Annotated in this window: 22 protein-coding genes; 10 read left to right on the top strand and 12 right to left on the bottom strand. The window is 67.2% G+C overall.

What is annotated here, in order from left to right; genetic code table 11:
- Positions 1-26: 26 nt before the first annotated feature.
- The 3 genes from UC32_RS15055 (at position 27) to eda (ending at position 3,041) form a co-directional block, all read left to right on the top strand.
- Entirely contained in the window at positions 27-953 is a 927-nt protein-coding gene (locus tag UC32_RS15055) for a PfkB family carbohydrate kinase (RefSeq protein WP_045732053.1), read from the top strand.
- A 74-nt stretch (positions 954-1,027) separates the two neighbouring features.
- Positions 1,028-2,422, top strand: coding sequence for a mannitol dehydrogenase family protein (locus tag UC32_RS15060; protein WP_235423680.1), 1,395 nt, complete (start codon positions 1,028-1,030; stop codon positions 2,420-2,422).
- Positions 2,415-3,041, top strand: a complete 627-nt coding sequence (eda, locus tag UC32_RS15065) for a bifunctional 4-hydroxy-2-oxoglutarate aldolase/2-dehydro-3-deoxy-phosphogluconate aldolase (protein WP_045732002.1) — start codon at positions 2,415-2,417, stop codon at positions 3,039-3,041. The genes UC32_RS15060 and eda overlap by 8 nt, the downstream gene beginning before the upstream one ends.
- Positions 3,042-3,121: 80 nt before the next feature.
- Here eda and UC32_RS15070 read toward each other — a convergent pair whose 3' ends face one another.
- Positions 3,122-4,321: a TerC family protein gene (locus UC32_RS15070; protein WP_045732003.1), complete on the bottom strand. Its 1,200-nt coding sequence runs from the start codon at positions 4,319-4,321 to the stop codon at positions 3,122-3,124.
- A 37-nt stretch (positions 4,322-4,358) separates the two neighbouring features.
- A complete protein-coding gene (locus UC32_RS15075) occupies positions 4,359-6,074 on the bottom strand; it encodes a RecQ family ATP-dependent DNA helicase (RefSeq protein ID WP_045732004.1) in 1,716 nt (571 codons plus the stop codon).
- 191 nt (positions 6,075-6,265) lie between these two features.
- On the opposite strand from UC32_RS15075, the gene UC32_RS15080 reads away from it, so the two are divergent.
- Positions 6,266-8,593: an FdhF/YdeP family oxidoreductase gene (locus tag UC32_RS15080; protein ID WP_045732005.1), complete on the top strand. Its 2,328-nt coding sequence runs from the start codon at positions 6,266-6,268 to the stop codon at positions 8,591-8,593.
- Positions 8,594-8,718: 125 nt separating this feature from the next.
- Here the strand turns inward: UC32_RS15080 and UC32_RS15085 are convergent, their stop codons facing one another.
- Together UC32_RS15085 and UC32_RS15090 are read right to left on the bottom strand one after the other, a co-directional pair.
- Positions 8,719-9,048: a DUF6457 domain-containing protein gene (locus tag UC32_RS15085; protein ID WP_015936228.1), complete on the bottom strand. Its 330-nt coding sequence runs from the start codon at positions 9,046-9,048 to the stop codon at positions 8,719-8,721.
- A gap of 13 nt (positions 9,049-9,061) precedes the next feature.
- Positions 9,062-10,036, bottom strand: a complete 975-nt coding sequence (locus tag UC32_RS15090; protein ID WP_045732006.1) for an aldo/keto reductase — start codon at positions 10,034-10,036, stop codon at positions 9,062-9,064.
- 357 nt (positions 10,037-10,393) lie between these two features.
- On the opposite strand from UC32_RS15090, the gene fdhA reads away from it, so the two are divergent.
- The 4 genes from fdhA to UC32_RS15110 all read left to right on the top strand — a co-directional run bounded on the left by fdhA (position 10,394) and on the right by UC32_RS15110 (position 14,383).
- Positions 10,394-11,605 carry a formaldehyde dehydrogenase, glutathione-independent gene (fdhA, locus tag UC32_RS15095; RefSeq protein ID WP_045732007.1) on the top strand — a complete coding sequence of 404 codons (1,212 nt, stop codon included), beginning with the start codon at positions 10,394-10,396 and terminating at the stop codon, positions 11,603-11,605.
- A 122-nt stretch (positions 11,606-11,727) separates the two neighbouring features.
- Complete coding sequence (locus UC32_RS15100) at positions 11,728-12,081, top strand: GNAT family N-acetyltransferase (RefSeq protein ID WP_045732008.1); 354 nt, start codon at positions 11,728-11,730, stop codon at positions 12,079-12,081.
- 166 nt (positions 12,082-12,247) lie between these two features.
- Positions 12,248-13,609: an MFS transporter gene (locus tag UC32_RS15105; RefSeq protein ID WP_045732009.1), complete on the top strand. Its 1,362-nt coding sequence runs from the start codon at positions 12,248-12,250 to the stop codon at positions 13,607-13,609.
- Positions 13,610-13,618: 9 nt separating this feature from the next.
- Entirely contained in the window at positions 13,619-14,383 is a 765-nt protein-coding gene (locus UC32_RS15110) for a dienelactone hydrolase family protein (protein WP_045732010.1), read from the top strand.
- A 43-nt stretch (positions 14,384-14,426) separates the two neighbouring features.
- Here the strand turns inward: UC32_RS15110 and UC32_RS15115 are convergent, their stop codons facing one another.
- The 8 genes from UC32_RS15115 to UC32_RS15150 form a co-directional block, all read right to left on the bottom strand.
- Positions 14,427-16,073: an alpha-amylase family glycosyl hydrolase gene (locus UC32_RS15115; RefSeq protein WP_045732011.1), complete on the bottom strand. Its 1,647-nt coding sequence runs from the start codon at positions 16,071-16,073 to the stop codon at positions 14,427-14,429.
- Positions 16,070-16,972: a carbohydrate ABC transporter permease gene (locus tag UC32_RS15120; RefSeq protein WP_082072148.1), complete on the bottom strand. Its 903-nt coding sequence runs from the start codon at positions 16,970-16,972 to the stop codon at positions 16,070-16,072. Before UC32_RS15120 ends, UC32_RS15115 begins: the two co-directional genes overlap by 4 nt.
- Positions 16,969-17,988, bottom strand: a complete 1,020-nt coding sequence (locus tag UC32_RS15125; RefSeq protein ID WP_235423681.1) for a carbohydrate ABC transporter permease — start codon at positions 17,986-17,988, stop codon at positions 16,969-16,971. The genes UC32_RS15120 and UC32_RS15125 overlap by 4 nt, the downstream gene beginning before the upstream one ends.
- Positions 17,985-19,301, bottom strand: a complete 1,317-nt coding sequence (locus tag UC32_RS15130; RefSeq protein ID WP_045732012.1) for an ABC transporter substrate-binding protein — start codon at positions 19,299-19,301, stop codon at positions 17,985-17,987. The genes UC32_RS15125 and UC32_RS15130 overlap by 4 nt, the downstream gene beginning before the upstream one ends.
- Before the next feature lie 128 nt (positions 19,302-19,429).
- The gene (locus UC32_RS15135) at positions 19,430-20,410 is read right to left on the bottom strand and encodes a LacI family DNA-binding transcriptional regulator (RefSeq protein ID WP_045732013.1); all 981 of its coding nucleotides are present in this window, start codon (positions 20,408-20,410) and stop codon (positions 19,430-19,432) included.
- A 123-nt stretch (positions 20,411-20,533) separates the two neighbouring features.
- Positions 20,534-21,472 (bottom strand): SAM-dependent methyltransferase, encoded by a 939-nt coding sequence (locus UC32_RS15140; protein WP_082072149.1) that lies wholly within the window; start codon positions 21,470-21,472, stop codon positions 20,534-20,536.
- A 153-nt stretch (positions 21,473-21,625) separates the two neighbouring features.
- On the bottom strand, positions 21,626-22,378 hold the full coding sequence (locus tag UC32_RS15145) for an ArsR/SmtB family transcription factor (RefSeq protein ID WP_045732056.1): 753 nt from the start codon (positions 22,376-22,378) through the stop codon (positions 21,626-21,628).
- A 202-nt stretch (positions 22,379-22,580) separates the two neighbouring features.
- Positions 22,581-22,988, bottom strand: a complete 408-nt coding sequence (locus UC32_RS15150; protein WP_045732015.1) for a DUF1304 family protein — start codon at positions 22,986-22,988, stop codon at positions 22,581-22,583.
- A gap of 87 nt (positions 22,989-23,075) precedes the next feature.
- Here UC32_RS15150 and UC32_RS15155 point away from each other — a divergent pair, with 87 nt between their 5' ends.
- Both UC32_RS15155 and UC32_RS15160 read left to right on the top strand, forming a co-directional pair.
- On the top strand, positions 23,076-24,119 hold the full coding sequence (locus UC32_RS15155) for a helix-turn-helix transcriptional regulator (protein ID WP_045732016.1): 1,044 nt from the start codon (positions 23,076-23,078) through the stop codon (positions 24,117-24,119).
- A 10-nt stretch (positions 24,120-24,129) separates the two neighbouring features.
- Positions 24,130-24,465: a cupin domain-containing protein gene (locus UC32_RS15160; RefSeq protein WP_045732017.1), complete on the top strand. Its 336-nt coding sequence runs from the start codon at positions 24,130-24,132 to the stop codon at positions 24,463-24,465.
- Positions 24,466-24,537 lie beyond the last annotated feature (72 nt).

A 24,537-nucleotide genomic window follows, 5' to 3' on the forward strand; every position in this document is an offset into this window, starting at 1 on the left:
TCCACAACACCTTCGACGTGGTGGTGATGGGGGAGATCCTCGTCGAGGTCGCCACCGACCAGCCGTTCGGCCACGGCGTTCCGGCGCAGCTGGGCATCTCGGGTGACGCCCTCAACGTCGCCGCAGCCGCAGCGTCTGCCGGTGCCACGGTGGGGCTGCTGGCAGTCCTCACCGACGACGACCTGGGCCAGGCCATCGCCGCCCGGATCGCCGAGCTGGGCATCTCCACTGACCTCCTGAAGTTCCGCAAGGGACAGCAGGGCGTCTACCTCGTGCACAGCGACCCCCACGGCGAACGCGAGTTCTCTTACGCCCGCAGCGGCAGCGTTGGGTCCACTTTGGGACCGGACGACGTCGAGCCTCACGTTTTCGCCGCGGCCGGGGCCGTGGTGGCGGGCGGCATTGCCTGCGCCATCTCCGCGACGTCCCGCGCCGCCGTCGTCAAAGCCGCCTCACTGGCTAAGCGCTTCGTGTTCGATCCCAACTACCGGCCCCGCCTCACCTCGGTGGAAGACGCCACGGCGGCACTCACTGAACTTGCTCCGCAGGCCTTCCTGGTCACGCCGTCGTTCCCCGGCGAGACGGATGCGCTGCTGGGCGCCGGGACGGCTGAGGAAGCCGCCGCGAAGCTCCGCTCCCTGGGCACCGCCAACGTTGCCGTCACCTGCGGCGCCAAGGGCGTCCAGCTCGAGGCCGACGGCGTCTCCGCCTGGATTCCCGCCATCCCGGCCCCGGCCGTTGTGGACCAGACAGGCGCCGGCGACGCGTTCGTCGGCACGCTCACTGCACGGCTGGTGCTCGGAGACGACTTCCCGACGGCGGCCCGGTACGGCGCCGCCGCATCCTCCCTGGTGGTGGGCGGCAAGGGCGGCACGGGCCTCATTCCCACGTTCGAACAGACCCGTGCGCATGCCGCCGGCAGCCTGGAAGGAACAGCGCCATCGAACGCCTGAGCCTCACCGCCCTGGCAAGCGCCGGCCACAAGGTTGCCCTGGAGCGGGAGAAGCTGCAGCCCGGCATCGTCCACTTGGGCCTCGGTGCCTTCGCCCGTGCCCACACCGCCGTCTTCACCGAGGACGCCATGCTCGCGGCCAACGATCCGCAGTGGGGGATTGTCGGGGTCACCCAGCGTTCGGACGCCGTGGCCCGGCAGCTCGCTCCGCAGGATGGCCTCTTTACGGTGGCCGAACGCGGCGACGGCGCTGCCCCGGCCCGTATCGTCTCTGGCATCGTTGAAGCCATTTCCGGGCGGGACAACCCGGAGCTGGTGGTGGACCGGATCGGCGCCGCTGCCGCGAAGATTGTCACCCTCACCATCACCGAAAAGGGCTACCGGTTCAACCCGCAAACCCGCACCCTCGACCTGGACGACGCGGAGACCATCGCAGACCTCGGCGGCAGGCCGCCGCTGACCGCGATCGGACAGATCACCCGTGGGCTGCAGCAGCGCTGCCGGACCGGAGCGGGACCCGTCACCGTGGTGTCCTGCGACAACCTGCCAGGTAACGGTGAACTGACCGGCACACTGGTCCGGAACTTCGCCGAAGCCCTCCCCGCCCGGGAAAGCGACGACCTGCTGGTCTGGATCGCGGCGAACGTAGCGTTCCCGTCCACCATGGTGGACCGGATGGTGCCCGCCACCACCGATGCCGACCTGGCCGCCGTCGAACGTGAACTGGGCCTGCGGGACGAAGCCGCCGTCGTCGCCGAGCCGTTCAAGCAGTGGGTCATTGAGGACAATTTCGCTGCCGGCAGGCCGCGCTGGGAGGATGCCGGTGCGCTGTTCAGCAACGACGTCGCCGCGTGGGAATCCGCCAAGCTGCGGCTACTGAACGCCAGCCACTCCATGCTCGCCTACCTCGGCCTGGCCGCGGGCAAGGCGACCATCGCAGACGCCGTGGGCGTGGACGCGTTCCGCACCGCTTGCCGGCGCATGATGCTGGAGGAAGCCCTGCCCAGCATCACCCTGCCTGCCGGGCTGGATGGCGGACAGTACTGCGACGAGGTGCTCCGCCGGTTCGCCAACCCCGCACTCGGCCACACCACCGCGAAGGTGGGCAGCGACGGTTCGCAAAAAATCGGACTGCGCCTGCTGGCCACCGTCCGGGGAACGCTCGACGCCGGGCGCGAACCGAAGTGGGCCGCCCTCGCCGTCGCCGCGTGGATGCACCACGTGGCTGGCACCCCGGCGACGGACCTGAACGATCCCTTGGCGAAAGAGCTGCAGGCGGTCCTGCCCGAAGACCGCACTGCGGACACCGTGGTGCCTGCCCTGCTCGGGTTCCGGCCCGTCGTCGAGGCCTACCTGGCCGGGCACGAAGAATTCCGGAACCTGCTCCTGCACTGGTACCGCATCATCGACAACAACAAGGCTTCCGACAGCAGGCTGGCAAGCCTGGGAAATGAGATCAACCATGGCTGACGCATCCGGCGTCCTCGGCGCTTCACCGGTCATCCCGGTAGTCACCATCGACGATCCCCAGGACGCCGTGCCCCTGGCCCGCGCGCTGGTGGACGGCGGCGTGAAGATCATCGAACTCACCCTCCGGACCCCCTCGGCGCTCACCTCCCTGAAGCTCATCGCCGAGGAAGTGCCGGAGATCCTGGTGGGCGCCGGCACCATCCTCACCCCACAGCAGGCCGACGGCGCCGTGACCGCAGGTGCCCAGTTCCTGGTCAGCCCCGGGGTCACCCCCGCCCTGCTCACCGCAATGCTCTCCACCGGCGTTCCTGTCCTGCCCGGGGTGGCAACGGTGGGTGAGGTCCTGGCCGTGCTGGAACAGGGGCTGGACACGATGAAGTTCTTCCCGGCAGGCCCCGCCGGCGGCCCGAAATACCTCGCGGCCATCGGCGCGCCCGTCCCACAGGTGCGGTTCTGCCCCACGGGCGGCATCAGCCTGGCCACCGCGCCGGACTACCTGAAACTGCCCAATGTGGCCTGCGTAGGGGGAAGCTGGCTCACCCCGGCAGACGCCGTCGAAGCCAAGGACTGGGCCCGCATCACGGAACTGGCGGGCGGCGCAGCAGCCCTCCAGCCCTGACCCATCCCAACTAGGTAGCAGTAAGTGCCGTTTTGGACTCCCAAAACGGCACTTCGCGCGACCTAGTTGGGTGACGGGGGTCAGGCTTGCGCGTCTGCACGCACCTGGGCCTTGTCGTGCTCGTCGTGGGCCTTGCGGATCAGGGCCAGGAACTCGGTTTCGTTCCGGACCAGGCGCTTGTACTTCTCCGGGAGTTTGCGGATCTGGTCCTCCTCGCGGACCATCTTGGCGAAGATCTTGTCCCGCTCCGCCATGTCCGTTTCGTAGTTCAGGTCCACGTACTCAGTGGCGTGCCGCCGCGCCCCGGAAACGGCATTCTTGGCCTTGCCCTTGGGGCTGAAGATCGACGCCAGGATGGTGAGCACCAGCACGCCGAGGATCACACTGAGCGACAACCCGGTGCTGACCTCCACCACATTGACGTGCTTGCCGTCGTTGATGAAGGGCAGCGTGTTCTCGTGCAGGGCGTGCAGGATGAGCTTGACGCCGATGAAGCCCAGAATCACGGCCAGGCCATAGGAGAGGAAGATCAGCCGGTCCAGCAGTCCGTCGATCAGGAAGAACAGCTGCCGCAGGCCCATCAGCGAGAACGCAGTGGCGGTGAAGACGATGAACACGTTCTGGGTCAGGCCGAAGATCGCCGGGATGGAGTCCAGGGCAAACAGGATGTCCGTGCCGCCGATGGCCACCATCACCAGCAGCATGGGCGTCAGCACCTTTTTGCCGTTCTCCACGGTGAAGAGCTTGTCGCCGTCGTAATGCTCCGACGCCGGCAGGAACTTCTTGGCGAGCCGGACCACGAAACCTTCGGAGTCGTCGTCGTGGTTGTCCGGCTTGAGCAGGTTGCCGGCCGTGATCAGCAGGATCAGCCCGAAGATGTAGAAGACCCACGCGAAGCTGTTGATCAGTGCTGCGCCCAGGAAGATGAAGGCCGTGCGGGCAATCAGGGAGAAGACAATGCCGAACAGCAGCACCTTCTGCTGGTCCGCGCGCGGCACCTTGAAGCTTGCCATGACGATCAGGAACACGAAGAGGTTGTCCACGGACAGGGCCTTCTCCGTGACGTAGCCGGCGAAGTATTCGGTGCCCATGGTGGGCCCGCCGAAGAGCAGCACACCCAGCCCGAACAGCAGCGCGATGCCCACGTAGATGGCCGACCAGATGGACGATTCCTTCAGCGTGGGGGTGTGCGCCTTGCGGACATGGAAGAAGAAGTCGAAGGCCAGCAGCCCCACGATTCCCGCGATGGTCAGGGTCCAGACATAAAGAGGAACTTCCACGCGGCGGCCTTTCGTTGGAACGTGTCCCTGAAGCTTACTAAGCAGGCTTCAGGAGTTTATGCTCCAGCACGGCCGAACGCGACAGGGTTTTGTAGCCCTCCTGCTCGAACAGCACGGTGATCACGTCGTCCTCGTGCCGCATCACCAGGCCCTGGCCCCACTCCTTGTGGACCACCGCGGACTGCAGCGGAAACGGATCGTCGGCCGCCGCGGGACCCGGCCCGCCGCCGTCGTCCTTCTTCTTTCCCTTCTTGCCGCCCCCGTTTCCGGAGCCGGGCGCCGCGGATTCGTCCGGACGGCGTGCAGCCTCGGCGCAGGCGTCGCAGTTGTTGCACGGCGCCGGCAGGTCCTCGCCGAAATAGTTCAGCAGGAACTGGCGCCGGCACCCGTCCGTCTCGGCGTAGCCGCGCATCATGGTCAGGCGGGACTGCTCCACGCGCTGCCGGGCCTCGGCGCGTTCGACGGCGGCCGCCGCCAACGCGGGCAGCTTGGTTTTGGCGGCGAGGCGTATCCCGCGCTTGCCTGTGGTGACCGAACCCACCTCCTCGAGCTGGTTCACCAAACCCGTAACCCGGCGGGCCGGGAACCCGGTCAGCTCCGCCAGCGACGACTTGGGCACAGGCCCGCCGGCATCCTTGAGGACCTTCAGCACCTTGAGCAACTTCTCCGGATCCGGGGTGCTGGTGCTGAAGAACTTCCGCAGGCCCAGATCCTCGGAACGATACTGCAGCACCGCGGCGGCAGGTTTGCCGTCCCGGCCGCCACGGCCGATTTCCTGGTAGTACGCGTCCAGGGACTCCGGGATGTCTGCGTGCACCACGAAACGGACCGTGGGTTTGTCGATGCCCATGCCGAAAGCCGTGGTGGCCACCACCACGTCCAGCCCGTCCGCCAGGAAAAGTTCGTGGATGCGTTCCCGTTCCGCGGCGGCCAGTCCGGCGTGATAAGCCTCCGCCCTGAGTCCTTCAGCGGCGAGTTTGGCGGCGTACTTTTCGGTGTCCTTGCGGGTGGCGGCGTACACCAGGCCCTGCCCGTCGCGGGCCAGCTCAGCCACCTGGTGGAGGACGGCGCGGCGCTTGTCCCTGTCCTCCTGGTGGCGGACCACGTCCAGGCTGATGTTGTGGCGGTCAAAGCCGTGAACCAGCACCAGCGGGTCCTTCATGCCCAGCCGTTCCACGATTTCGTCCCGTACCGGGGGCGAAGCTGTGGCGGTCAGCGCTGCGGCGGGCGGGTTGCCCAGCCGTTCCCGCACGGCACCCAGGCCCAAGTAGTCGGGCCGGAAGTCGTGGCCCCAGGAGGAGACACAGTGGGCCTCGTCCACCACGAACAGCGAGACCCCCATGCGCGCCAGGCGCTCCACCGTCACGTCCTTGGCCAGCTGCTCCGGCGCCAGGTAGAGGAACGCTGCCGTCCCGGACTCGGCCGCCTCCCACGCGGCCTCCACCTCGGCGTCACTGTGGGATGAGTTGATGGCGACGGCGGCCCCCTCGCCGAGGTCTGTGGCCAGGCCGTCCAGCTGGTCCTCCTGTAGGGCGATCAGCGGTGAAACCACGACGGCGGGATGTCCCGTTGCGTTGTGGAGGTACCGGGCGGCCACCTGGTAGATGGCGGATTTGCCGTAGCCGGTGGGCATTACGGCCAGGACGTCGCGGCCTTCAACCAGCGCGGACATCCCTGCAAGCTGGCCGTCCCGAAGGTCCGGGAGGGAAAAGGACGAAGCCGCAAGGGCGGCAAGGGCAAGATCGTCGGACATGTAAAACGGGCTCCGCACACCAGAAACCAACGGCCGCTTGCTTCAGCCGTGGTGCCCAGCCTACGCCAGCCCGGTGCCGCCGTCGTGCATCCCTTGACTTCAGCGGATGGCTGAACAAGTGTGGAACGAGCGGAAACCGCCGAAGCAGCCGGTGGTGGCCCGGATCGGCGAGGACGCAAGGAGAACCCATCGTGGTGCGCGAGAATCCCAAGGTTGAAGAGCCAGACGAATCCCAGCTTGAAGTCACCGGACATCCCAAGGCCTGGGCCGCCGGCGTTCCGGGTGTGTACCACTCGATGAAGCCGGCGCTGGAGCACATGGGTGTGGAACGGTCCCGGAAGACGCTTTTGGCGCTGAACCAGAAGGACGGGTTCGACTGCATGAGCTGCGCCTGGCCGGATCCGGGCCACCGCAAGATGTTCGAGTTCTGCGAGAACGGGGCCAAGGCCGTCACCTGGGAAGCTACCCCGGTGGTGGTCAGCAGCGATTTCTGGGCCGAACACCCTGTCAGCGAGCTGCGGCGGCGGTCCGAGTACTGGCTGGGAATGCAGGGCCGCCTGACCGAGCCGGTGTACAAGCCGGCGGGGGAGGACCACTACCGCCCGGTCAGCTGGGAACAGGCGTTCGGGATCCTGGCGGACAAGCTGAAGTCCCTGCCCGATCCCAACCAGGCCACTTTCTACACCAGCGGCCGCACCTCCAACGAGGCCGCGTTTCTCTACCAGCTCTTCATCAGGGCTTACGGCACCAACAACCTCCCGGACTGTTCCAACATGTGCCACGAGTCCTCCGGGTGGGGCATGGGCCAGACCATCGGCGTGGGCAAGGCAACGGTCTCGTACAACGACTTCGAAAAAGCCGACCTGATCATCATCATGGGCCAGAACCCGGGCACCAACCATCCGCGCATGCTCACCGCGCTGGAGGAGGCCAAGGAAGCCGGCTGCAAGATCGTGGCCGTCAATCCGCTGCCCGAAGCCGGGCTGATGCGCTACAAGAACCCGCAAAAGGTGAAGGGCATCATCGGCCACGGCACGGATTTGGCGGACCAGTTCCTGCAAGTGCGGATCGGCGGGGACATGGCGCTGCTGCAGGCGGTGTCCAAACGGGTGCTCGACGCCGAGGCCGCCAACCCGGGCACGGTCCTGGACCACGCGTTCCTTGAGGAGCACTGCGAGGGGCTCGAGGAGCTCCGGGCGCACCTGGCGCAGCTCGATGAGGGTGCCGTCCTGGCGGCCACCGGCCTGCGCCCCGAGGAGATCGACGAACTCGCCGCGCGCTACCTTGCGGCGGACCGCGTAATCATCACCTGGGCCATGGGCATCACGCAGCAGAAGAAGGGCGTGGCCACCATCAAGGAGATCATCAACCTGCTCCTGTTGCGCGGCAACATCGGCAAACCGGGCGCCGGAGCTTCCCCCATCCGCGGCCACAGCAACGTCCAGGGCGACCGCACCATGGGCATCTGGGAGCAGATGCCGCCCGCGTTCCTTGACGCGCTGGGCCAGGAGTTCGCGTTCGAGCCGCCGCGGGAGCACGGCCTGGACGCCGTCCAGACCGTCCGCGGAATGCGCGACGGCGGGATCAAGGTTTTCGTGGGCCTCGGCGGCAACTTCGTGGGAGCCATTTCGGACACCGCGGTGGCCGAGGAAGCCATGGAGAACACAGAGCTTTCTGTCCAGATCTCCACCAAGCTCAACCACTCCCACGCGGTCACCGGTGCCGAGGCTCTGATCCTGCCCACCATGGGCCGGACCGAAATCGATCGGCAGGAAAGCGGGCCGCAGTTCGTCTCGGTGGAGGATACGGTCTGCGCGGTGCACGCCTCCCACGGCACCGTGGAACCAGTGGCCCGGGGCCTGCTGTCCGAGGTGGCGATCATCTGCCGCCTGGCCGCCGCCGTGGTGCAGGACCGGAGCTCCGCGGACTGGGCCGGGTTCGAGAAGAACTACGACCTCATCCGCGACCACATCTCCCACGTGGTCAACGGCTGTGAGGACTACAACCGCAAGATCCGGCAGGACGGCGGCTTCATCCTGCCCAACGGCCCGCGCGATTCCCGGACCTTCCACACCCCCACCGGCAAGGCCATGCTCACGGTCAACGAACTCGAACACGTGGACCGGCCCGAGGGCACGCTGATCCTGCAGAGCATGCGCTCGCACGACCAGTTCAACACCACCATCTATGGCAACAACGACCGCTACCGGGGGATCAAGAAGGGCCGCGAGGTGGTGTTCGTGAACCCGGTGGACCTTGCCGAGCTGGGCTTAGAAGACGGCCAGCGCGTGGATATCCACGGCGTGTACGCGGACAACGTGGAGCGGGTGCTGCGGAACTACCGGCTGGTCTCCTACCCATCCGCCAGGGGCTGCGCGGCCGCCTACTACCCGGAGGCAAACGTCCTGGTACCGCTGGACAGCGTGGCAGAGGGCAGCCAGACGCCGGCATCAAAGGCAGTTATCGTGCGCCTCGAGCCGGCGGTTGTGCTGGAAGAGGAACCCACCGCCGGGGGCTAACCGCTGCCAGGCGCCGGGAGTAACACGCCCCTGGCCCGCACGGACGGCCCTGACCCGCACAACCGGCGCGGACCAGCACCGGTTGTGCGGGCCAGGGCCGGTTTTGTGCCTCCGGGGCTGTCCGGCTACTGAGCGGTGTCGGCCCAGCCTTTGCTGGCCGGGCCGCCGTCGTGCCCGTCCTCGCACAGCTGGAACGCCACCTTCGCAGCCTTATCAACGGCGGCTGCCGCGGCGTCCTTGTTGCCTGCGCTGCCGGTGCCGGCGTGCAGCCCGGCGGCGTAGCCCACCATGAATGTGGTGACCGGCGCGGCGGCGTGGATTACCGAATCGGCGGATTTCCGGGCCAGGTCCAGGAGCAGCTCCTGGTCTACCTTGAGGTCGAGGATCTGTAATGCCTGTGCCAGCCGGTGGCTCCACTGGTCCAGGACCTGAGCCTCGTCGTCGTTGACTGCCATGGTTCTCCTTGCGTCAGTTATCGATGGTGGACATGTTGGGGTAGCGGGCGCCAGCCGTGGATCCTGCCGGTGCCAGCCGGTCCAGCAGCTGGAGGTCCTCCTGGCTGAGCTCGACGTCAACGGCGCCCAGGTTCTCGCGAAGCCGCTCGCGTTTCTTCGTTCCGGGAATCGGCACGATGTGCTCACCCTGCGCGAGCAGCCAGGCGAGGGCCAGTTGCCCGGGTGTGCACTGTTTACCCTCGGCGAGTTCACGGACGCGGTCCACCAGCTCAAGGTTCTTGGTGAAGTTATCGCCCTGGAACCGGGGTGAGTGCCTGCGGAAATCGTCCGCTGCGAAATCCTCTTCGCTGCGGATCTGGCCTGTCAGGAAGCCGCGGCCCAGCGGGCTGTAAGGGACGAAGCCAATCCCGAGCTCCTCGAGGACGGGGAACACCTTGGTTTCCGGCTCGCGTTCCCACAGGGAGTACTCGGTCTGCAGTGCCGTGATCGGGTGCACGGCGTGGGCCCTTCGGATGGTCTCGGCGGAGGCCTCGGACAGGCCCAGATGGCGTACCTTGCCGGCCTTCACCAGCTCGGCCATGGCCCCCACGGTCTCCTCGATGGGAACCGTCTTGTCCACCCGGTGCTGGTAGTAGAGGTCGATGTGGTCCACGCCCAGCCGCTCCAGGCTGGCGTCGCAGGCCCGCCGCACGTAGTCCGGGTGGCCGTTGATGCCAACCCACGAACCGTCCTCGCGGCGTTCGTTGCCGAACTTGGTGGCGATCACCACGGCATCGCGGCGGCCGGCGACGGCCCGGCCCACCAGGCGTTCGTTGGTGAAGGGGCCGTACATGTCCGCCGTGTCCAGCAGGGTGCCGCCGGCGTCCAGGAATTCGTGGATGGTGGCAAGCGACTCCTGCTCGTCGCCCTCGCCGTAAAACTCGCTCATGCCCATGCAGCCAAGTCCCAGGGCAGAGACACTTAGTGATCCGATGGTGCGGGTCTTCATTCGGTTCTCCTCAGCGGTAGAACGTGCTCCGCACCCACCGTGGCAGGGGTGCAAAAGCCCTTGGGTGCAGCGTACGCCCCACTGGCAAGTCCCCAGAAGTGTGCCGTCCCAAACATAGGGTCCGTACCCCTAGACCAGCCCAGCGGGCCTGCCTAGACTGGGCGGACCCCCACCCAGGAACCCGCAGCGACTGGCGCTTCCGGCAAGGAAAGAACGTCCCGGCACGAACGTTCCGGAGACCGAACACACGCCGGGGAGCGCACGATTTCGGTCGGGCCGGGTCCCCGCCTGCGGGGTGCATCACCTATCCAACCATCACGGCCGCCGTACCCGGCAGGCCTGACAACAGGAGAACAGATGACAGGGAACAAAGCCGTTGCCTACAAGGAACCCGGCAAGGTCGAGGTAATCGACGTTGACTATCCCACCTTCGAACTCAAGGACGGCCCGGGCGTTAACCCGGCCAACGTGGGACGTGCGGTCAACCACGGGGTGATCCTCAAGACTGTGGCCACCAATATCTGCGGCTCGGACCAGCACATGGTGCGCGGCCGCACCACAGCACCGCCGAACCTGGTGCTGGGGCACGAAATCACCGGTGAAGTGGTGGAGGTGGGCCGCGACGTCGAGTTCATCAAGGTGGGAGATATCTGCTCCGTGCCGTTCAACATCGCCTGCGGTCGGTGCCGGAACTGCAAGGAGCGGAAGACCGGCATTTGCCTGAATGTGAATCCGGACCGTCCAGGCAGCGCCTACGGCTACGTGGACATGGGCGGCTGGGTGGGTGGCCAGGCCAACTACGTGCTGGTGCCGTACGCGGACTGGAACCTGCTCAAGTTCCCGGACCGGGACCAGGCCCTGGAGAAGATGCTCGACCTGACCATGCTTTCGGACATCTTCCCCACGGGATTCCACGGTGCCGTGACCGCCGGGGTGGGCGTCGGCTCCACGGTGTACGTGGCGGGCGCCGGGCCTGTTGGCTTGGCAGCGGCAACCAGCGCGCACTTGCTGGGTGCCGCCGTCGTGATTGTGGGCGACATGAACGCCGACCGCCTGGCCCAGGCCAAGAGCTTTGGCTGCGAGACCGTGGACCTGAGCAAGGGCGGCCCGGCTGAGCAGATCGAACAGATCCTGGGTGTCCCGGAGGTGGACTGCGGCGTGGACGCCGTGGGGTTCGAGGCGCGCGGGCACGGCAGCAACGCGTCAGAGGCGCCGGCCACGGTGCTGAACTCCCTGATGGAGATCACCGCCGCCGGCGGAGCCCTGGGCATCCCGGGGCTCTACGTCACAGGGGATCCGGGCGGCATTGACGAGGCCGCCAAGAAGGGCGCACTGAGCCTGAGCCTCGGCACGGGCTGGGCCAAATCGCTGAGCTTCACCACCGGCCAATGTCCGGTGATGAAGTACAACCGAGGCCTGATGATGGCGATCCTGCATGACAAGGTCCACATCGCCAAGAACGTCAACGCCAAAGCGATCGCCCTGGAGGACGCGCCAAAGGGCTACGCCGAGTTCGACGCCGGCGCCGCCACCAAGTACGTGCTGAACCCGAACGGCTACCTCAGCTAGGAAGGAGTTTCGGACGGCGGGCGGGCGGCTTCCGGGCCGGCCGCCCGCCTTTTGCGGAAATAAGGCCCCCCTGTTGCGGGTTACGCTTCACAGGTCTTGAACTGCAACGAAGGAGATTTCCCTTGAGCGACACCACTGTCCGTCATAACCCCGAGCGTGAACGTTTCGAGATCCTCGTGGCCGGCCACGTCATCGGCAAGGCCGTCTACAAGGAGTACGACGGCGGGGCCTCGCCGCAGCGGATTTTCTACCACACGGTGATCAACGAGGAGTACGGCGGGCAGGGCCTTGCCGGCAAGCTTGCCACGGTGGCGCTGGATGAGACGGCCGAAGCCGGGATCGGCATCGTTCCGGTGTGCCCGTTCATCAAGAAGTTCATCGGCAAGCACCCGGAGTACGTCGGCAGCGCCGTTGCCATTACCCCGGCCCACTTGGAGTTCCTGGATAACGCGCTCGCCGCCCGGACCCGGGGCTGACGGTCCGCTCACCGGATTTCGACGCAGGACGCCGTCCTCGACGCGCAGCTTCGTTGGCGCACCCTGTATCCGCGGTGCACCGGCGAACCTGCGACTCGGGGACGGTTTTGCGTGTCGGGAGCGCTGGGAATCGCGCTGTCGCCACCCGGTGCAGCAGACTGTTACCGTGAGCAACAACCCCCGGACTGGCCTGGCCGTCGCCGGGCTCAGCCTGGGCACGGCACTGAACCCCCTCAACTCCTCCATGATCGCCGTGGCCCTGGTGGTGCTGCGGGCCGACTTCGGACTGGACGTCGCCGCCGTCACCTGGGTGGTGACGTCCTTCTACCTGGCGTCCGCCGCCGGCCAGCCGGTCATGGGCAGGCTGGCGGACAGGTTCGGCCCGCGCCGGATGTTCATGCTGGGCATGGCACTGGTGGCCGTCACCTGCGCGCTGGCTCCACTTGCACCCAACTTCGCTTTGTTGTGTGTGGCCCGGGCCGTGATGGCGCTGGGGACGGCCACCGCCTATCCCAGCGCTGTGGTGATGGTGGGGGCCATCGCGCACCGCGCGAAGGTGGAGTCGGCCCGCCCGCTGGGCCGGCTGCAAATGGCGAACACGTCCGCCGCCGCCGTAGGTCCCGTCGTCGGCGGCCTGCTGGTGAGCCTGGTGGGCTGGGAGGCGCTGTTCCTGATCAACGTGCCCCTCGCCTTGGCGGCACTGCTGATCGTGAAACAGGCGGCCCCGCCGGACGAGGTCCGGGAACGCGGCAGCGTGGCAGAACTGCTCCGAGACTCGGACATCCCCGGGATCCTGGCGTTCGTCGGGGCATTGCTGTTGGTGATGATGGCCGCCCTGAACGTGGCCCCCGGTTACCGCTGGTGGATGCTGGCCGCGGGCACCGCTGTCGCCGCCCTGTTCGCCTGGCGGGAACTGCGGTTTGCCAGGCCGTTCCTGGACCTGCGGCTGCTGGGCCGCAACAGGCCGCTGCTGCTGGTGTACCTGGCTTTCGCCGTGTTCAGCAGCGTCTACTACTTCGTCTTCTTTGGCCTGCCCCAGCTGCTGCAGGAATCCGGCGGGTACGATCCCGGCCTGGTGGGCCTGCTGATGCTCCCGCTCGCGGCCATGTCAGTGGTGGCAACCCCATGGGCCGTGAAAGCCATGGGGCGGTTTGGCGTCCGGCGGGTGCTGTTGGCAGGAGTCCTGGTCCTGACCGTGGCGGCCGCCCTGATGTGGCTCCTGACCGGCACCCTGGCCATCCCGCTGGTGGTGGTGATGACCGCGCTGATGGGCATCCCCTACGGCACCGTCAGCATCGCCACCAACCAGGGCATGTTCGTTTCCACCCGGCCGCAGGACCGGGGTGTGGCGGCAGGCATCTACCAGACGTGCAGGTACGTTGGCGCGATTACCGCCACGGTGATGATCGGGGTGTTTGCGTCCGGCGGGGTGCACCAGGACAGCTGGGCGCGGATGGTGGTGGCCATGCTGGTGCTCTGCGCCGTGACGTTCGGCGTGAGCCTGTTCTGGCGGCAGCGGACGGAATAGCCTGTCCTGATGGGACACATGACGACCATCGGGAACGCCGAAACCTCCGTCCAGGCCTACGTCTGCGAACCGGCCGCCGGCCGTTTCCAGGAAAAGCCGAAGGGCGGCCTGCTGCTGATCTCCGAAATCTGGGGGATGGTGGACCACATCAAAGACGTGGCAGACAGGTTCGCCGCCGAGGGCTATCTGGTGCTGGCACCGGACCTCCTGACCGATATCGGCATGACACCGGGGGTAGCGGCTGAAGTACTGGAGGGGCTCGCCGATCCTGATCCGGAACAGCGCAGCAAAGTCCAGCCGCGGCTCCGCGAGCTGACCTCGCCGCTGCATTCGCCGGAGTTCGCGGAGAAGGCGGTGGCTGCCCTCCGTGCCTGCTTCGACCACCTGGAGGGCGTGCCCGCACTGGCCGGCCGGGTGGCGGTGGCGGGGTTCTGCTTCGGCGGCACCTACAGCTTCACCCTGGCCACCAAGGAGCCGCGGCTGCGGGCCGCCGTGCCCTTTTACGGCACGTGCGACTTCAGCGAGGAAGAACTCGGCCGGATCACCTGCCCCGTCCTGGCCTTTTACGGCGAGGAGGACAGGAACCTGGTGGACAAACTGCCGCTGGTGAAAGCCAGGATGTCCGGCGCCGGGGTGGACTTTGAATCCGTGGTGTACCCGGGAACCGGGCACGCGTTCTTCAACGACAGCACCCCCATCCGGTACGACGCCGATGCTGCCACAGACTCCTGGCAGCGCACCCTGGCGTTCCTGGAGCGGAGCCTCAAAGAATAGGGGTTCCCAGCGCTTTGAGCTGCGCCGTTCCAGCTATGCGTCCTCAGTCGCGGCGCAACCACACCGCGTTGTCCGGCTGCAGCCAGCCCTCCCTCTCAAGCGGGAAGGCGCTGAAGAGTACGACGCCGGCCGGCAGCTTCACCGGACTGCTCCCCATGGCGACGGCCACCAGGAAGCCGGGGCTGCGTTCGCAGAGCAGGAGGTTCCCTTCCCGCACGTGCCAGGTGCCGCCGTCGTCCGCGGTGAACGTGCCGTCCGCCCACAGCTGCCGGCGCAGCGCGATGGCCCGGGTGGCCAGCGCCAGCATGGAGCCGGGGTCCTGCTGCTGCAGTTCGACGGCGTGGCCGCCCCAGGCGTCCGGAACGGGCAGCCACGGGTCCGCCGGACGCGCTGGATCCGCAGGGGGCAGCGAGAATCCGTGGGTCCAAGCAGGGTCTTCGGTCCAGGGGAGCGGGACCCGGGTGCCGTCGCGCGTGATGCCGCCGCGCGCCCACATCGGGTCCACGCGGGAGTCCACCGGAACGTCCACCTCGGGAAGCCCAAGTTCCTGGCCCTGGTACAGGTAGGCCGAACCCGGCAGGCCGAGAAGCGCCACCAGCGCGGCCCGGGCACGCCTGGCACCGGTATCACCGCCACCGAAACGGGTGGCTGAGCGGACGATGTCGTGGTTCTCGAGAGCCCAGGTGGGTGCCGCGCCGTGCAGCTTCCGGGCGTCCTCCAAGTCGGTGCCGGCAGCCGCCCAGGCCACGGGATCCCAGCCCAGTTTCACGAACGCGAAAGCGAAGGCCTGGTGCATCTCGTCCCTGCGGGTGTAGCGGGCGGCCCGGGCAGGCTCCAGGTTGACCTCGCCCACCAGGAGCCGGTGCGGCTGGTACTTTTCCGCCAGCCGCCGCCACCGCCGGTAGACCTCGTGGACGTCCTCCTGGTCCGAGACCAGCGGGTTGGCACGCAATCCGTCCACCACCGCTTCGGCAGACGGGGCGTCCGGCAGGCCGTCGGCCTTGAAGAGCCCGTGGGCGACGTCGATCCGGAGGCCGTCCACGCCTTTGTCGAACCAGAAGCGCAGGACATTTTCGAAGTAGTCGCCCACAGCGGGGTTGCGCCAGTTCCAGTCCGGCTGTCCGGCCGAGAACAGGTGCAGGTACCACTCGGTGTCGCTTTCGGATCCGGGGTTGGCCCGGGACCAGGCGCGGCCGCCGAACACGCTCTGCCAGTTGTTGGGCGGCAGGTCGCTGGTCACGCCAGGGGACGAGCTGCGGCCCTCCACAAAGTGGAACATGTCCCGCTCCGGGCTGCCCGGCCCTGCCGCGAGGGCCCGCTGGAACAGCGGGTGGGCGGAGGAGCAGTGGTTGGGGACGACGTCGAGCAGGACCCGCAGCCCCAGCGCGTGGGCCTGCTCCAGCAGGGCGTCGAAGTCGGCCATGGTGCCGAACAGGGGGTCCACGCCGCAGTAGTCGCTGACGTCGTAGCCCTGGTCCACCTGCGGGGAGGGCTGGAACGGGGTCAGCCAGATTCCGTCCACGCCCAGCGCGGCGATGTACGGCAGCCGCTCCAGCAGCCCGGGGAGGTCGCCCACGCCGTCGCCGTTCCCGTCTGCAAATGACCGCGGATACACCTGATAGATGACGGCGGACTCCCACCAGGAAGCGGTGACCGGAACTGCCTGGCCGGGGCCGCCGTCGTGCGTCATTTGCCGGCCCCCGCCGTGAGGCCCTCGACGATGCGGCGCTGGAACACCAGCACCATGATCACCAGCGGAACAGTGACGATCACGCCGGCGGCCATCTGTTCGCCGAACGGTGCCTGGAATTCGGTGGCGCCGGTGAACTTGGAAATGGCCACGGTGGCGGTCTGGATCTTCGGATCGTTGATCATGGACAGCGCAATGATGAACTCGTTCCAGCTGTGGATGAACGTCAGGATCGCGGTGGTGAAGACGCCCGGCGCGGCGAGGGGAAGCAGGACCTTCCGGAACGCCTGCCACTTGCTGCAGCCGTCGATCATGGCGGCTTCCTCGAGGTCGAACGGCAGCTGCTTCATGAAGGTGGTGAGGTTCCAGACGGCGAGCGGGATGGCGAAGGACAGGTTGGGGATGATCATGGCCTGGTAGGTGTTGATCCAACCAAGGTCGGTGAAGAACCGCAGCAGCGGCACCACCACGGAGATCCCGGGGAACGTGGACGTGGCAATAATAACGCCGAGGATCACGGACTTGAACCGGAACTCCAGCCGCGAGATGGCGTACGCGGCGAAGATGCCCAGCACCAGGGCGGCCACGGTGGTCACTCCCGCCACGATCAGGCTGTTGAGCAGCGCCTGGCCGAACATGGTGGAACCGTCAAACACCTTGGCATAGTTCTCGAGCGAGAAAGGCTGCGGGAGGAGGGTGTTGTCGAAAATGTCAGCGGTGCGGCGCAGGCTGGAGACCACCATCCAGTAGAACGGCGCCAGGCAGTAGACGATGATCAGCGCCAGCCCCGCGTATACGGACCGGGAGCGCCAGCTGCTCTTGGGCTTGCTGGCCCGCGTTCCGGCGCCACCCGCGGCGGGAGTTTCCGCGGCGAGGCCGCGGAGGTCGGTGATGGTCATCGGGTGGCCCCTGTCTTCTCGGTGGTGTCTGCCGCGCGTGCCTTGCGTTTGGCGCCCAGTTGCCGTGCCCCGGTCACGTCGGCGCCCAGGACCTTGACGAACACGATGGCGACGGCGGCGACGTACAGGAACAGGACGACGGCGAACGCTGAGGCGGACCCGTAGCGGAGCTGGTTCGATTCATCCCAGGCGAGCATGGACAGGGTTTCCACGGATTCCTTGCCCGGACCGATCAGGACGAACGGGAGGTCGAACATCCGCAGGGCGTCGAGCATGCGGAACAGCACGGCCACCAGCAGGGTGGGCTTCACGAGCGGCAGGGTGATGGAGCCAAGCTGCCGCCACCAGCCCGCGCCGTCGATCTTTGCGGCCTCGTACACTTCCCCGGGGATGATCTGCATGCCCGCCAGGACCAGCAGCCCGATGAAGGGTGCCGTCTTCCAGACCTCGGCGATGATCACGGCCAGCTTGGACGCGGTGCCCTCGGCGGTCCAGAGGATCTCGCTGCCCAGCAAGGAGTTGGCGATGCCGTCCGACTGGAAGATCCAGCGCCACAGCAGGCCGGACACGGCGGTGGGTACGGCCCAGGGGACCAGGATGCTGGCCCGCAGGAAGGACCGGCCCTTGAAGGCCCGGTTCATGGCCAGCGCCAGGGCAAGGCCAAGGATGGTTTCCAGCAGAACCGTGGTGACGGTAAAGAACGTGGTGTTGCCGAACGCGTTCAGGAACCGCTGGCCGGACTCGCCGGCAAGCAGGTCCGCGTAATTGGCCAGGCCCACGAACGCCTCGCCCTCGGTGACGTAGCCGTCCGCGTCCAGGCCGGACTGTGCCCGGTACAAGGACTGGTGGATGGCCGAGATGAGCGGGTAGGCGATCACCAGGGCCAGGACCAGGAGGGTGGGGGAGAGCAGCAGGGCGGCCATCCGGCCTTCGCCGGGGGTGCGGCCCGGGGACGGCGGGCCGTGGCCGGCCGGTGGTTTGGCCGGGCGGCGGTGGAGTGTTGCGGTGCCGGTCATTTGGCGGTGATCTCTTCGAGCTTGGCCTGCATGGCCCCCAGTGCGGCGTCCGTGTCCTTCTCGCCGGTGAGTGCGGCGTACGCCTCTTCCTGGATGGCTTTGGTGGTGGTGCCGTACTGGACCACCTTGGGGCGGGGCTGGGCGTTCTGCAGGGATTCGAGCAGCGTGGGGAAGAAGGGCCGCTTGGCGACGACGGCGGGGTCCTCGTAGAGGTCGGCGTAGGCGGGTGCGCGGCTGCTCAGTTCCAGGCGCTTCTTGGCCTGTTCCTCGCTGGTGAAGAACTTAATGAACTCCAAAGCGGTGGCCTTGTTGGGCGTGAACGGGGAGACCGCCAGGTTGCGGCCGCCGAGGGTGGAGACGCCGGTGCCGTCAACGCCCGGGATGGAGGTGACGCCGAACTTGCCGGCCACCTTGCTGGAGCCGTCCGTGGCGCTCAGCGAGGAGTAGAGGAACGGCCAGTTGCGCAGGAATACCACTTTGCCGTCCTGGAAGGCGCGGCGGCCCTGCTCTTCGAGGTAGGTGATCGCGTCGGAGGGGAAGAGGCCTTCCTTGAAGCCGTCCACCAGGAGGGACAGCCCTTCCCTGGCCTCTGGGGTGTCCACGGTGGGCTTGCCGTCGGCGTCCACCACGGTGCCGCCCGCGGAGGCCACGGCCTCGGAGAAGTTCACCGTGAGGGCCTCGTTCTTGTCGAACTGGCCGGTGTAGCAGGACATGCCGGCGGCCTCGGGGAGGGCCAGGATCTTTGTGCAGGCGTCCTTCATCTCGTCCCAGGTCTTCGGCGGGGCGGCGATGCCGGCGGCCGTGAGCAGGTCCTGGCGGAAGTAGAACAGGGCGCCGTCGGTGTAGTACGGGGCGCCCACCAAATTGTCCCGGTACGTGGCGGCATCCACCGTGGCCGGGATCATCTTGTCGGTGGGGACGGCGTCCGCCGGCAGGGGCAGGACCCATTTGTTGGCCGCGAACTCTGAGTTCCACACGACGTCCAGGTTCAGGACGCTGAACGTGTCGGACTTGATTTGCGCGTTCTGGATGAGCTGCTGGCGCTGCTGGTCCGCCGAATCCGGCAGTTCGATGAAGGTGACCTTTTCATCCGGGTGGGCGGCGTTCCATTCCTCGATGCTCTTGTTCGCCGCGCCGGAGGAGTCGCGGGAGGAGACGTAGTTGATGGGGCCCTTGCCTTCGAAGGCGGCCGCGCTGGCGCTCGCCTTCGTGCCGGCGCCGGTGCCGCCGCAGCCGGTCAGGCCGATGGCCGCTGCGGTGGCCAGGGCGGTGGTGGTGAGAATTGTCTGCCAGGTGTGGCGGCGCTGCCTCATGGAGTGCTCCTTCAGGGTTGGTGGGGTGTTGCGGAGTGGTTTTGGGGCGCGGAAAGGTACGACGACGGCGGCACGGGGATGTGCCGGGCGTTGCCGGTAGGAGGGGGTGGGGAAAGTGGTGGTGCGGTTCAGGAAGGGGGCGGCGGGGCGGTGGATCCGCGTTCAATCAGCCGGTGCTGCATGATTTTGGGGCCGAGGTCGCGGGCGCGGAGGAGCTTGGAAACGGCTGTGCGGCCCATCTCCTCAAGCGGCTGGCCCATGGTGCTCAGGGGTGGGTGGACGTGCAGCGAGGTGGAGGTGTTGTCGAAGCCCAGGACGGACACATCGTCCGGGACCCGGCGGCCGCGTTTCTGCAGCTCGTTCACCACTGCGGCGCCCATCTCGTCGCTGACGGCGAAGATGGCGGTGAGGGCAGGGTCCTGGGCCAGGAGTCCATCCAGCCCTGCGGCGCCGCTCTCGTAGAAGAAGCTGCCCGTGGCGGTGACCGGCGCGCATTTCGCTTCCTGCATGGCGCGGAGGTAGCCGCGCTTGCGGGGTTCTGCCACAAAGACGGAAGCCGGGTCGCCGGCCAGCAGCCCGATGCGGCGGTGGCCGATCCGGAGCAGGTGGCGGGTGGCGTCGTAGGCGGCCACCTCGTCGTCGATGGCAACGCTGGGGGAGCCGGACTTGTCCCGGATGGCCACGGAAATGACCGGGATGTTGGGGCCCAGCAGTTGGCGGATCTCCTGGGTGATAACCGCGGAGATGAGGATGACGCCGGCGGCCCGGTACGTGCGCAGGGTCCGCAGGTAGCCGGCGATGAAGGCGGACTTGGCTCCGGTGCGGCCCAGCATGACGGCGTAGCCGCGTTCCTGGGCTTCCTGTTCCACGCCCAGCATCACCGTGGAGGCCAGCGCGTCGGACACCATGGGGGCCAGCAGGCCGATCACCGAGGTTTGCCGGGTCTTCAGCCCCCGGGCCAGGTAGTCCGTCTCGTAGCTGAGTTTCCGGACGGCCGCCTCAACGCGTTCGCGTGTTTCGTCGGAGTAGCCCACCAGGCCGTTCACCACGCGGGAAACGGTGGCAGGGGACACCCCGGCCTGCTGTGCCACATCCCTGATGGTGACCACTCGTTCCTCCTTCCCGTGTGCTGGACAGGCAGCTACGCAAACGGTTTACGTAAACGGTTGCGTAATCTGCCTGAACAACACTAAGGCGAAGGCGAACGGAAGCGGATCTGTTTCGTAAACGCCCTACAACCAGGCGGTAACGAAGCCTCCGCGGGACTGGCCTTCAGCGGACCGCGGTGGCTCCGCGCCGCCGTCGTCCGCGGTGGCTTTGGTGGCGGGCGCCGTGGTACCGGCCAGCGAGATCACCCTGCCGTACGCCGTGCAGAGATCCTGCACCGTGTGCTGGGCGCAGCGCCAGCCAGCGGACTCCAGTATGGACACGGGGTCCGGCGGATCGGCGCGGGCCAGCAGGTCGCTCATGGGCAGGCCGGTTTTGAGGCTGAACTCCTGCAGTTGTGCGTCAAGATCGTCGGTCTTCGGCAGCGGCACGGCGCGCTCGATGACGGCCCGCGAACCCGGCGCGGACAATGCCGCCACTTCATCCAGGACGGCATCTTGCCCGGCGGCGTCGAGATAGGGGAGGAGGCCTTCGAGGATCCAGGTGGTGGGCAGCCCAGGGTCGAAGCCGGCGGCGATGAGGCTGTTCCGCCACGGTTGTGAGAGGTCGGCATCGAGCGTGGCACGTTTCGCTCCGGACGCGGCGGACAGGCCGGCCAGCACGCTGTCCTTGAAGGCCAGGACGTTGGAGCTGTCGATTTCGAAAATCCGGGAGTCGGCCGGCCACTGCAGCCGGAACGCCCGGGTGTCCAGGCCCGCTCCCAGGATCACCGTCTGCACCGTGGCGGCGTCCCGGAGGAAGTCGTCGATGAATCGGGTGCGCAGGCCGATGTAGATGGATGCCAGGAGCAATGGCTGCTGCAGGGGCGGTGCGTCCTCGGGGTTGGCGGGCCACTGGGTTGGCATCTCCACGTGCGAGTTGGCGGCCCGCACCAGTTCCGCCGCGAACGGATCCACCACCAGTGGGTCCGGCCGGGACGACTCGACTGCCCTTCCTGCCGCCACGGCCAGGGCCGTCAGCGGGAGCCCGCGGTCCTGGAATTCCGTACCCCCTGCGTTCGCCACGGTGTGCCCTTTCGTCGGTAGTGGCACCATCGTTGCACCGGGACCCCGTGGCGGAAACAGAAACTTCCGAATGTCATCTCAGGGCGGAAAAACCTGCCGAAGCCCAGGCTGGCACCCACGCCGAGCGCCGCCGTCGTGCTTCCCTGCCGTGGATCAGGTGTACATCAGCGAGCCCGGCGTGGTGAGCTTTTCGCCGGTCTCCAACCAGGTCTTCAGGCCGGAAAGGATCATGGGCCAGCCGCCGTAGAGCTGGTCGTTGGCGCCTTCGCGGAGGTCGCTGTGCGTGACGGTGAGGTGGCAGGAATCGCCCACGGGCTCGATCTCCCAGGTGACCTTCGAGGTACCCTCGGCCTTGACGTCCTCGCCCCAGAGCGCCCGCATGGTCTGCACCAGCCGGCGGGGCGGATCGACTTCCAGGTTTTCGCCTTCGCCCAGGATCTGGCCAGCCTTGGGGTTGCCCATTTCGAAGCGGCCGCCGGGCGTCCAGTCCGATTCCAGGGTGTTCCCAAACTGGTACTTGCTGCGGATGTCACTGTCCGTGATGGCTTCCCAGAGCTTCTCGGGCGTGGTCTTGATATAGATCTCGAAGATTTTTTCCATGGGACTTTCCAATCTGGATTTGAGGTCGCTGAGGGCAGCGGCCCATGGTTCTGCGTATTTGCTGACCCAGCGGTCGTGGACCAGGCGGATGGGAACGGGGTTCAGGAAGTGCAGCTTCTCACGACCGCGGCGGCGGGTGACCACCAGGCCTGCGTCCTCCAGGATGCGGAGGTGCTTGGCGATTCCGAACCGGGTCATGCTGAACCGTGATTCAAGTGCGCTCAGGGTCTGGCCGTCCTCGCGGAACAGCTCATCGAGCAGGTCCCGGCGGGTGGGGTCGGAGAGTGCTTTGAACACGTCGTCCATGCACACCATGATAGGTGACCATATAGTCACCTATCAAGGGTCTGGCCATCTTCACTTTGCGAGCCCGGTGCATTCCCGCCCGGTTACCTGCCCGCCCACGCCGGCTCGCGCGGGCAGATCTGTGCAATAGCCGGGGCTGCTGCGTGCCCGGGCCGGATCAGGAGGCAGTAACTGGGCGGGAACGCACGGCTGCGGCTGGAAGTCACGGCCCCAGCGGCAGGAACACCAGGGCCAGCAGGGCCGGGACGGTGGCGGCGAGGGTTCCCGGTAGGCTTTCCCAGCGCCTGGGGTAGTGGCCCTGCAGGTCCGCCAACAGCATTGTGGGCGCCGTAAGCACCATGTTCAGGCAGCAGTAGACCACCAAGGTGTACCCCACCACCGGTTCGCCGATGTTCACCGCCACCAGACCGGCCACTACGCCGAGGGCAATCACCAGGTTCTTGTACCCGGTGGGGATGGCCCACATCATCACGGCCGGCACGTTCTCCGGCGGGGTGCTGAGGAACTTCTGCGCCCACCGGCTGCGCCGCAGCAGGAAACTCTCCACCGGGAAGACGCCGACGTAGATGACCACCGCCAGCACCGCGAAAATTTGGGACATGATGTTCATGCCGGAAGGGTAGGGCCACCGGAACCAGGCAGGCCATCCCCGGATTGGGGGATTCCGCGCGGTGCCGGCGGGCCGGATACTGGACCTATGTGGGAGGAGCGCGCTGAGCGTACCCGGCGTGACATTGCCGCGCTGGCCACGGACGGACTGGACCTGGCCACCCTGTACACCGCCGCCCTGGTGCTGGTGCGCAAGTCGGTGCCGTTCGATCAGGCCTGCTGGGCCGGCGTCGACCCCGAATCCATGGTGATGAACTCCGTGACCAACTGGCGGCCGTGGCCGGTCACTGATGAATACGCTGTCCGGTTCGCGCAGTCCGAATACCAGGGGACCGAACCGAACACGTTCGCCCAGCTCATGCGCCGGCCGCGGACCGTGGCCCGGATTTCGGATGCCCCACACAGCGAGGTGGCCGGCAGCGTCCGGATCAACGACCTGCTCCGGCCGCTGGGACTGGTCCATGAACTGCGCGGCGCGTTCCGTGCGGACCAGTCATGCTGGGGCGTCGGGAGCCTGTTCCGTGAGGGGACTGCGGATTTCAGCGACCGGGAGGTGGAATTCCTTGCGGCGGTGACGGCTGCGCTCGCAGCGGCCACCCGCATCGCTGCCCGCTCGCACCACCGGCTGTGGCAGCAGCCTGACGGGCCGGTGATTGTGCTTGCCGGTGACCGCGGTGAGCTGCGTGCCGCCACCCCGGCTGCGACCACCTGGCTGCACGCGCTGGAGGAGGCGGCCCCCGGCCAGTTCAGTATGGTGCTCTACGCGGTGGTGGCGCAGGCGAAGGCTTCGTCTACCGGGACGGCAAGGACCAGGATGCGCGACGTCGATTCCGGCTGGGTGATCCTGCAGGCCAGCCGCCTCATCACCGGCGACGATCCCCAACAAATGGTGGTGACCGTGGAACCTGCTACCACCCGCCAGTTGCTGGCACTGCTCCTGTCCGCGTACGGGCTCACCCCGCGGGAACAGGAAGTCTGTCTGGAACTGATGGCGGGCAGCGCCGGGGCGGATATTGCCAGCCACCTGTTCATCTCCCCGCACACGGTCCATGACCACCTGAAATCCATCTTCTCCAAGGTAGGTGTGGGCAACCGTGGAGAACTTGTCGCCAGGCTGACCGCCACTGGGTAGCCTTGGGCGCATGCAGAAGATTTCGGTTGAAGCGCTGGCCCGCCAGCAGCTTGAGGCGGCATTGTCATCCTCCAGCGGCCGCGCCGCAGACACCGTCTACGGCGGCCACGAAAAGATCCTCCGCCAGTCCGTGATGGCACTGAAAGCCGGGACGCGGCTCAGCGAACACCAGAACCCCGGCGACGCCACGGTATTTGTGATCCGCGGCTGCGTCCGGCTGCTGGCAGGTGAGGAGTCCTGGCAGGGCAAGGCCGGGGACCTGCTGATTGTCCCGCCCGGCCTGCACAGCCTTGAGGCCGAGGAGGACTCGACCTTCCTTTTCACGGTGGCGAAGTACCGCGCATAGCGATCCGCATAAAGTACGACGGCGCCTGCCGGACTTCCCCCAGCGGAAGTCCGGCAGACGCCGTCGTGCTTG

This window comes from Pseudarthrobacter chlorophenolicus (assembly GCF_000962805.1).
GTDB lineage: Bacteria > Actinomycetota > Actinomycetes > Actinomycetales > Micrococcaceae > Arthrobacter > Arthrobacter chlorophenolicus_A.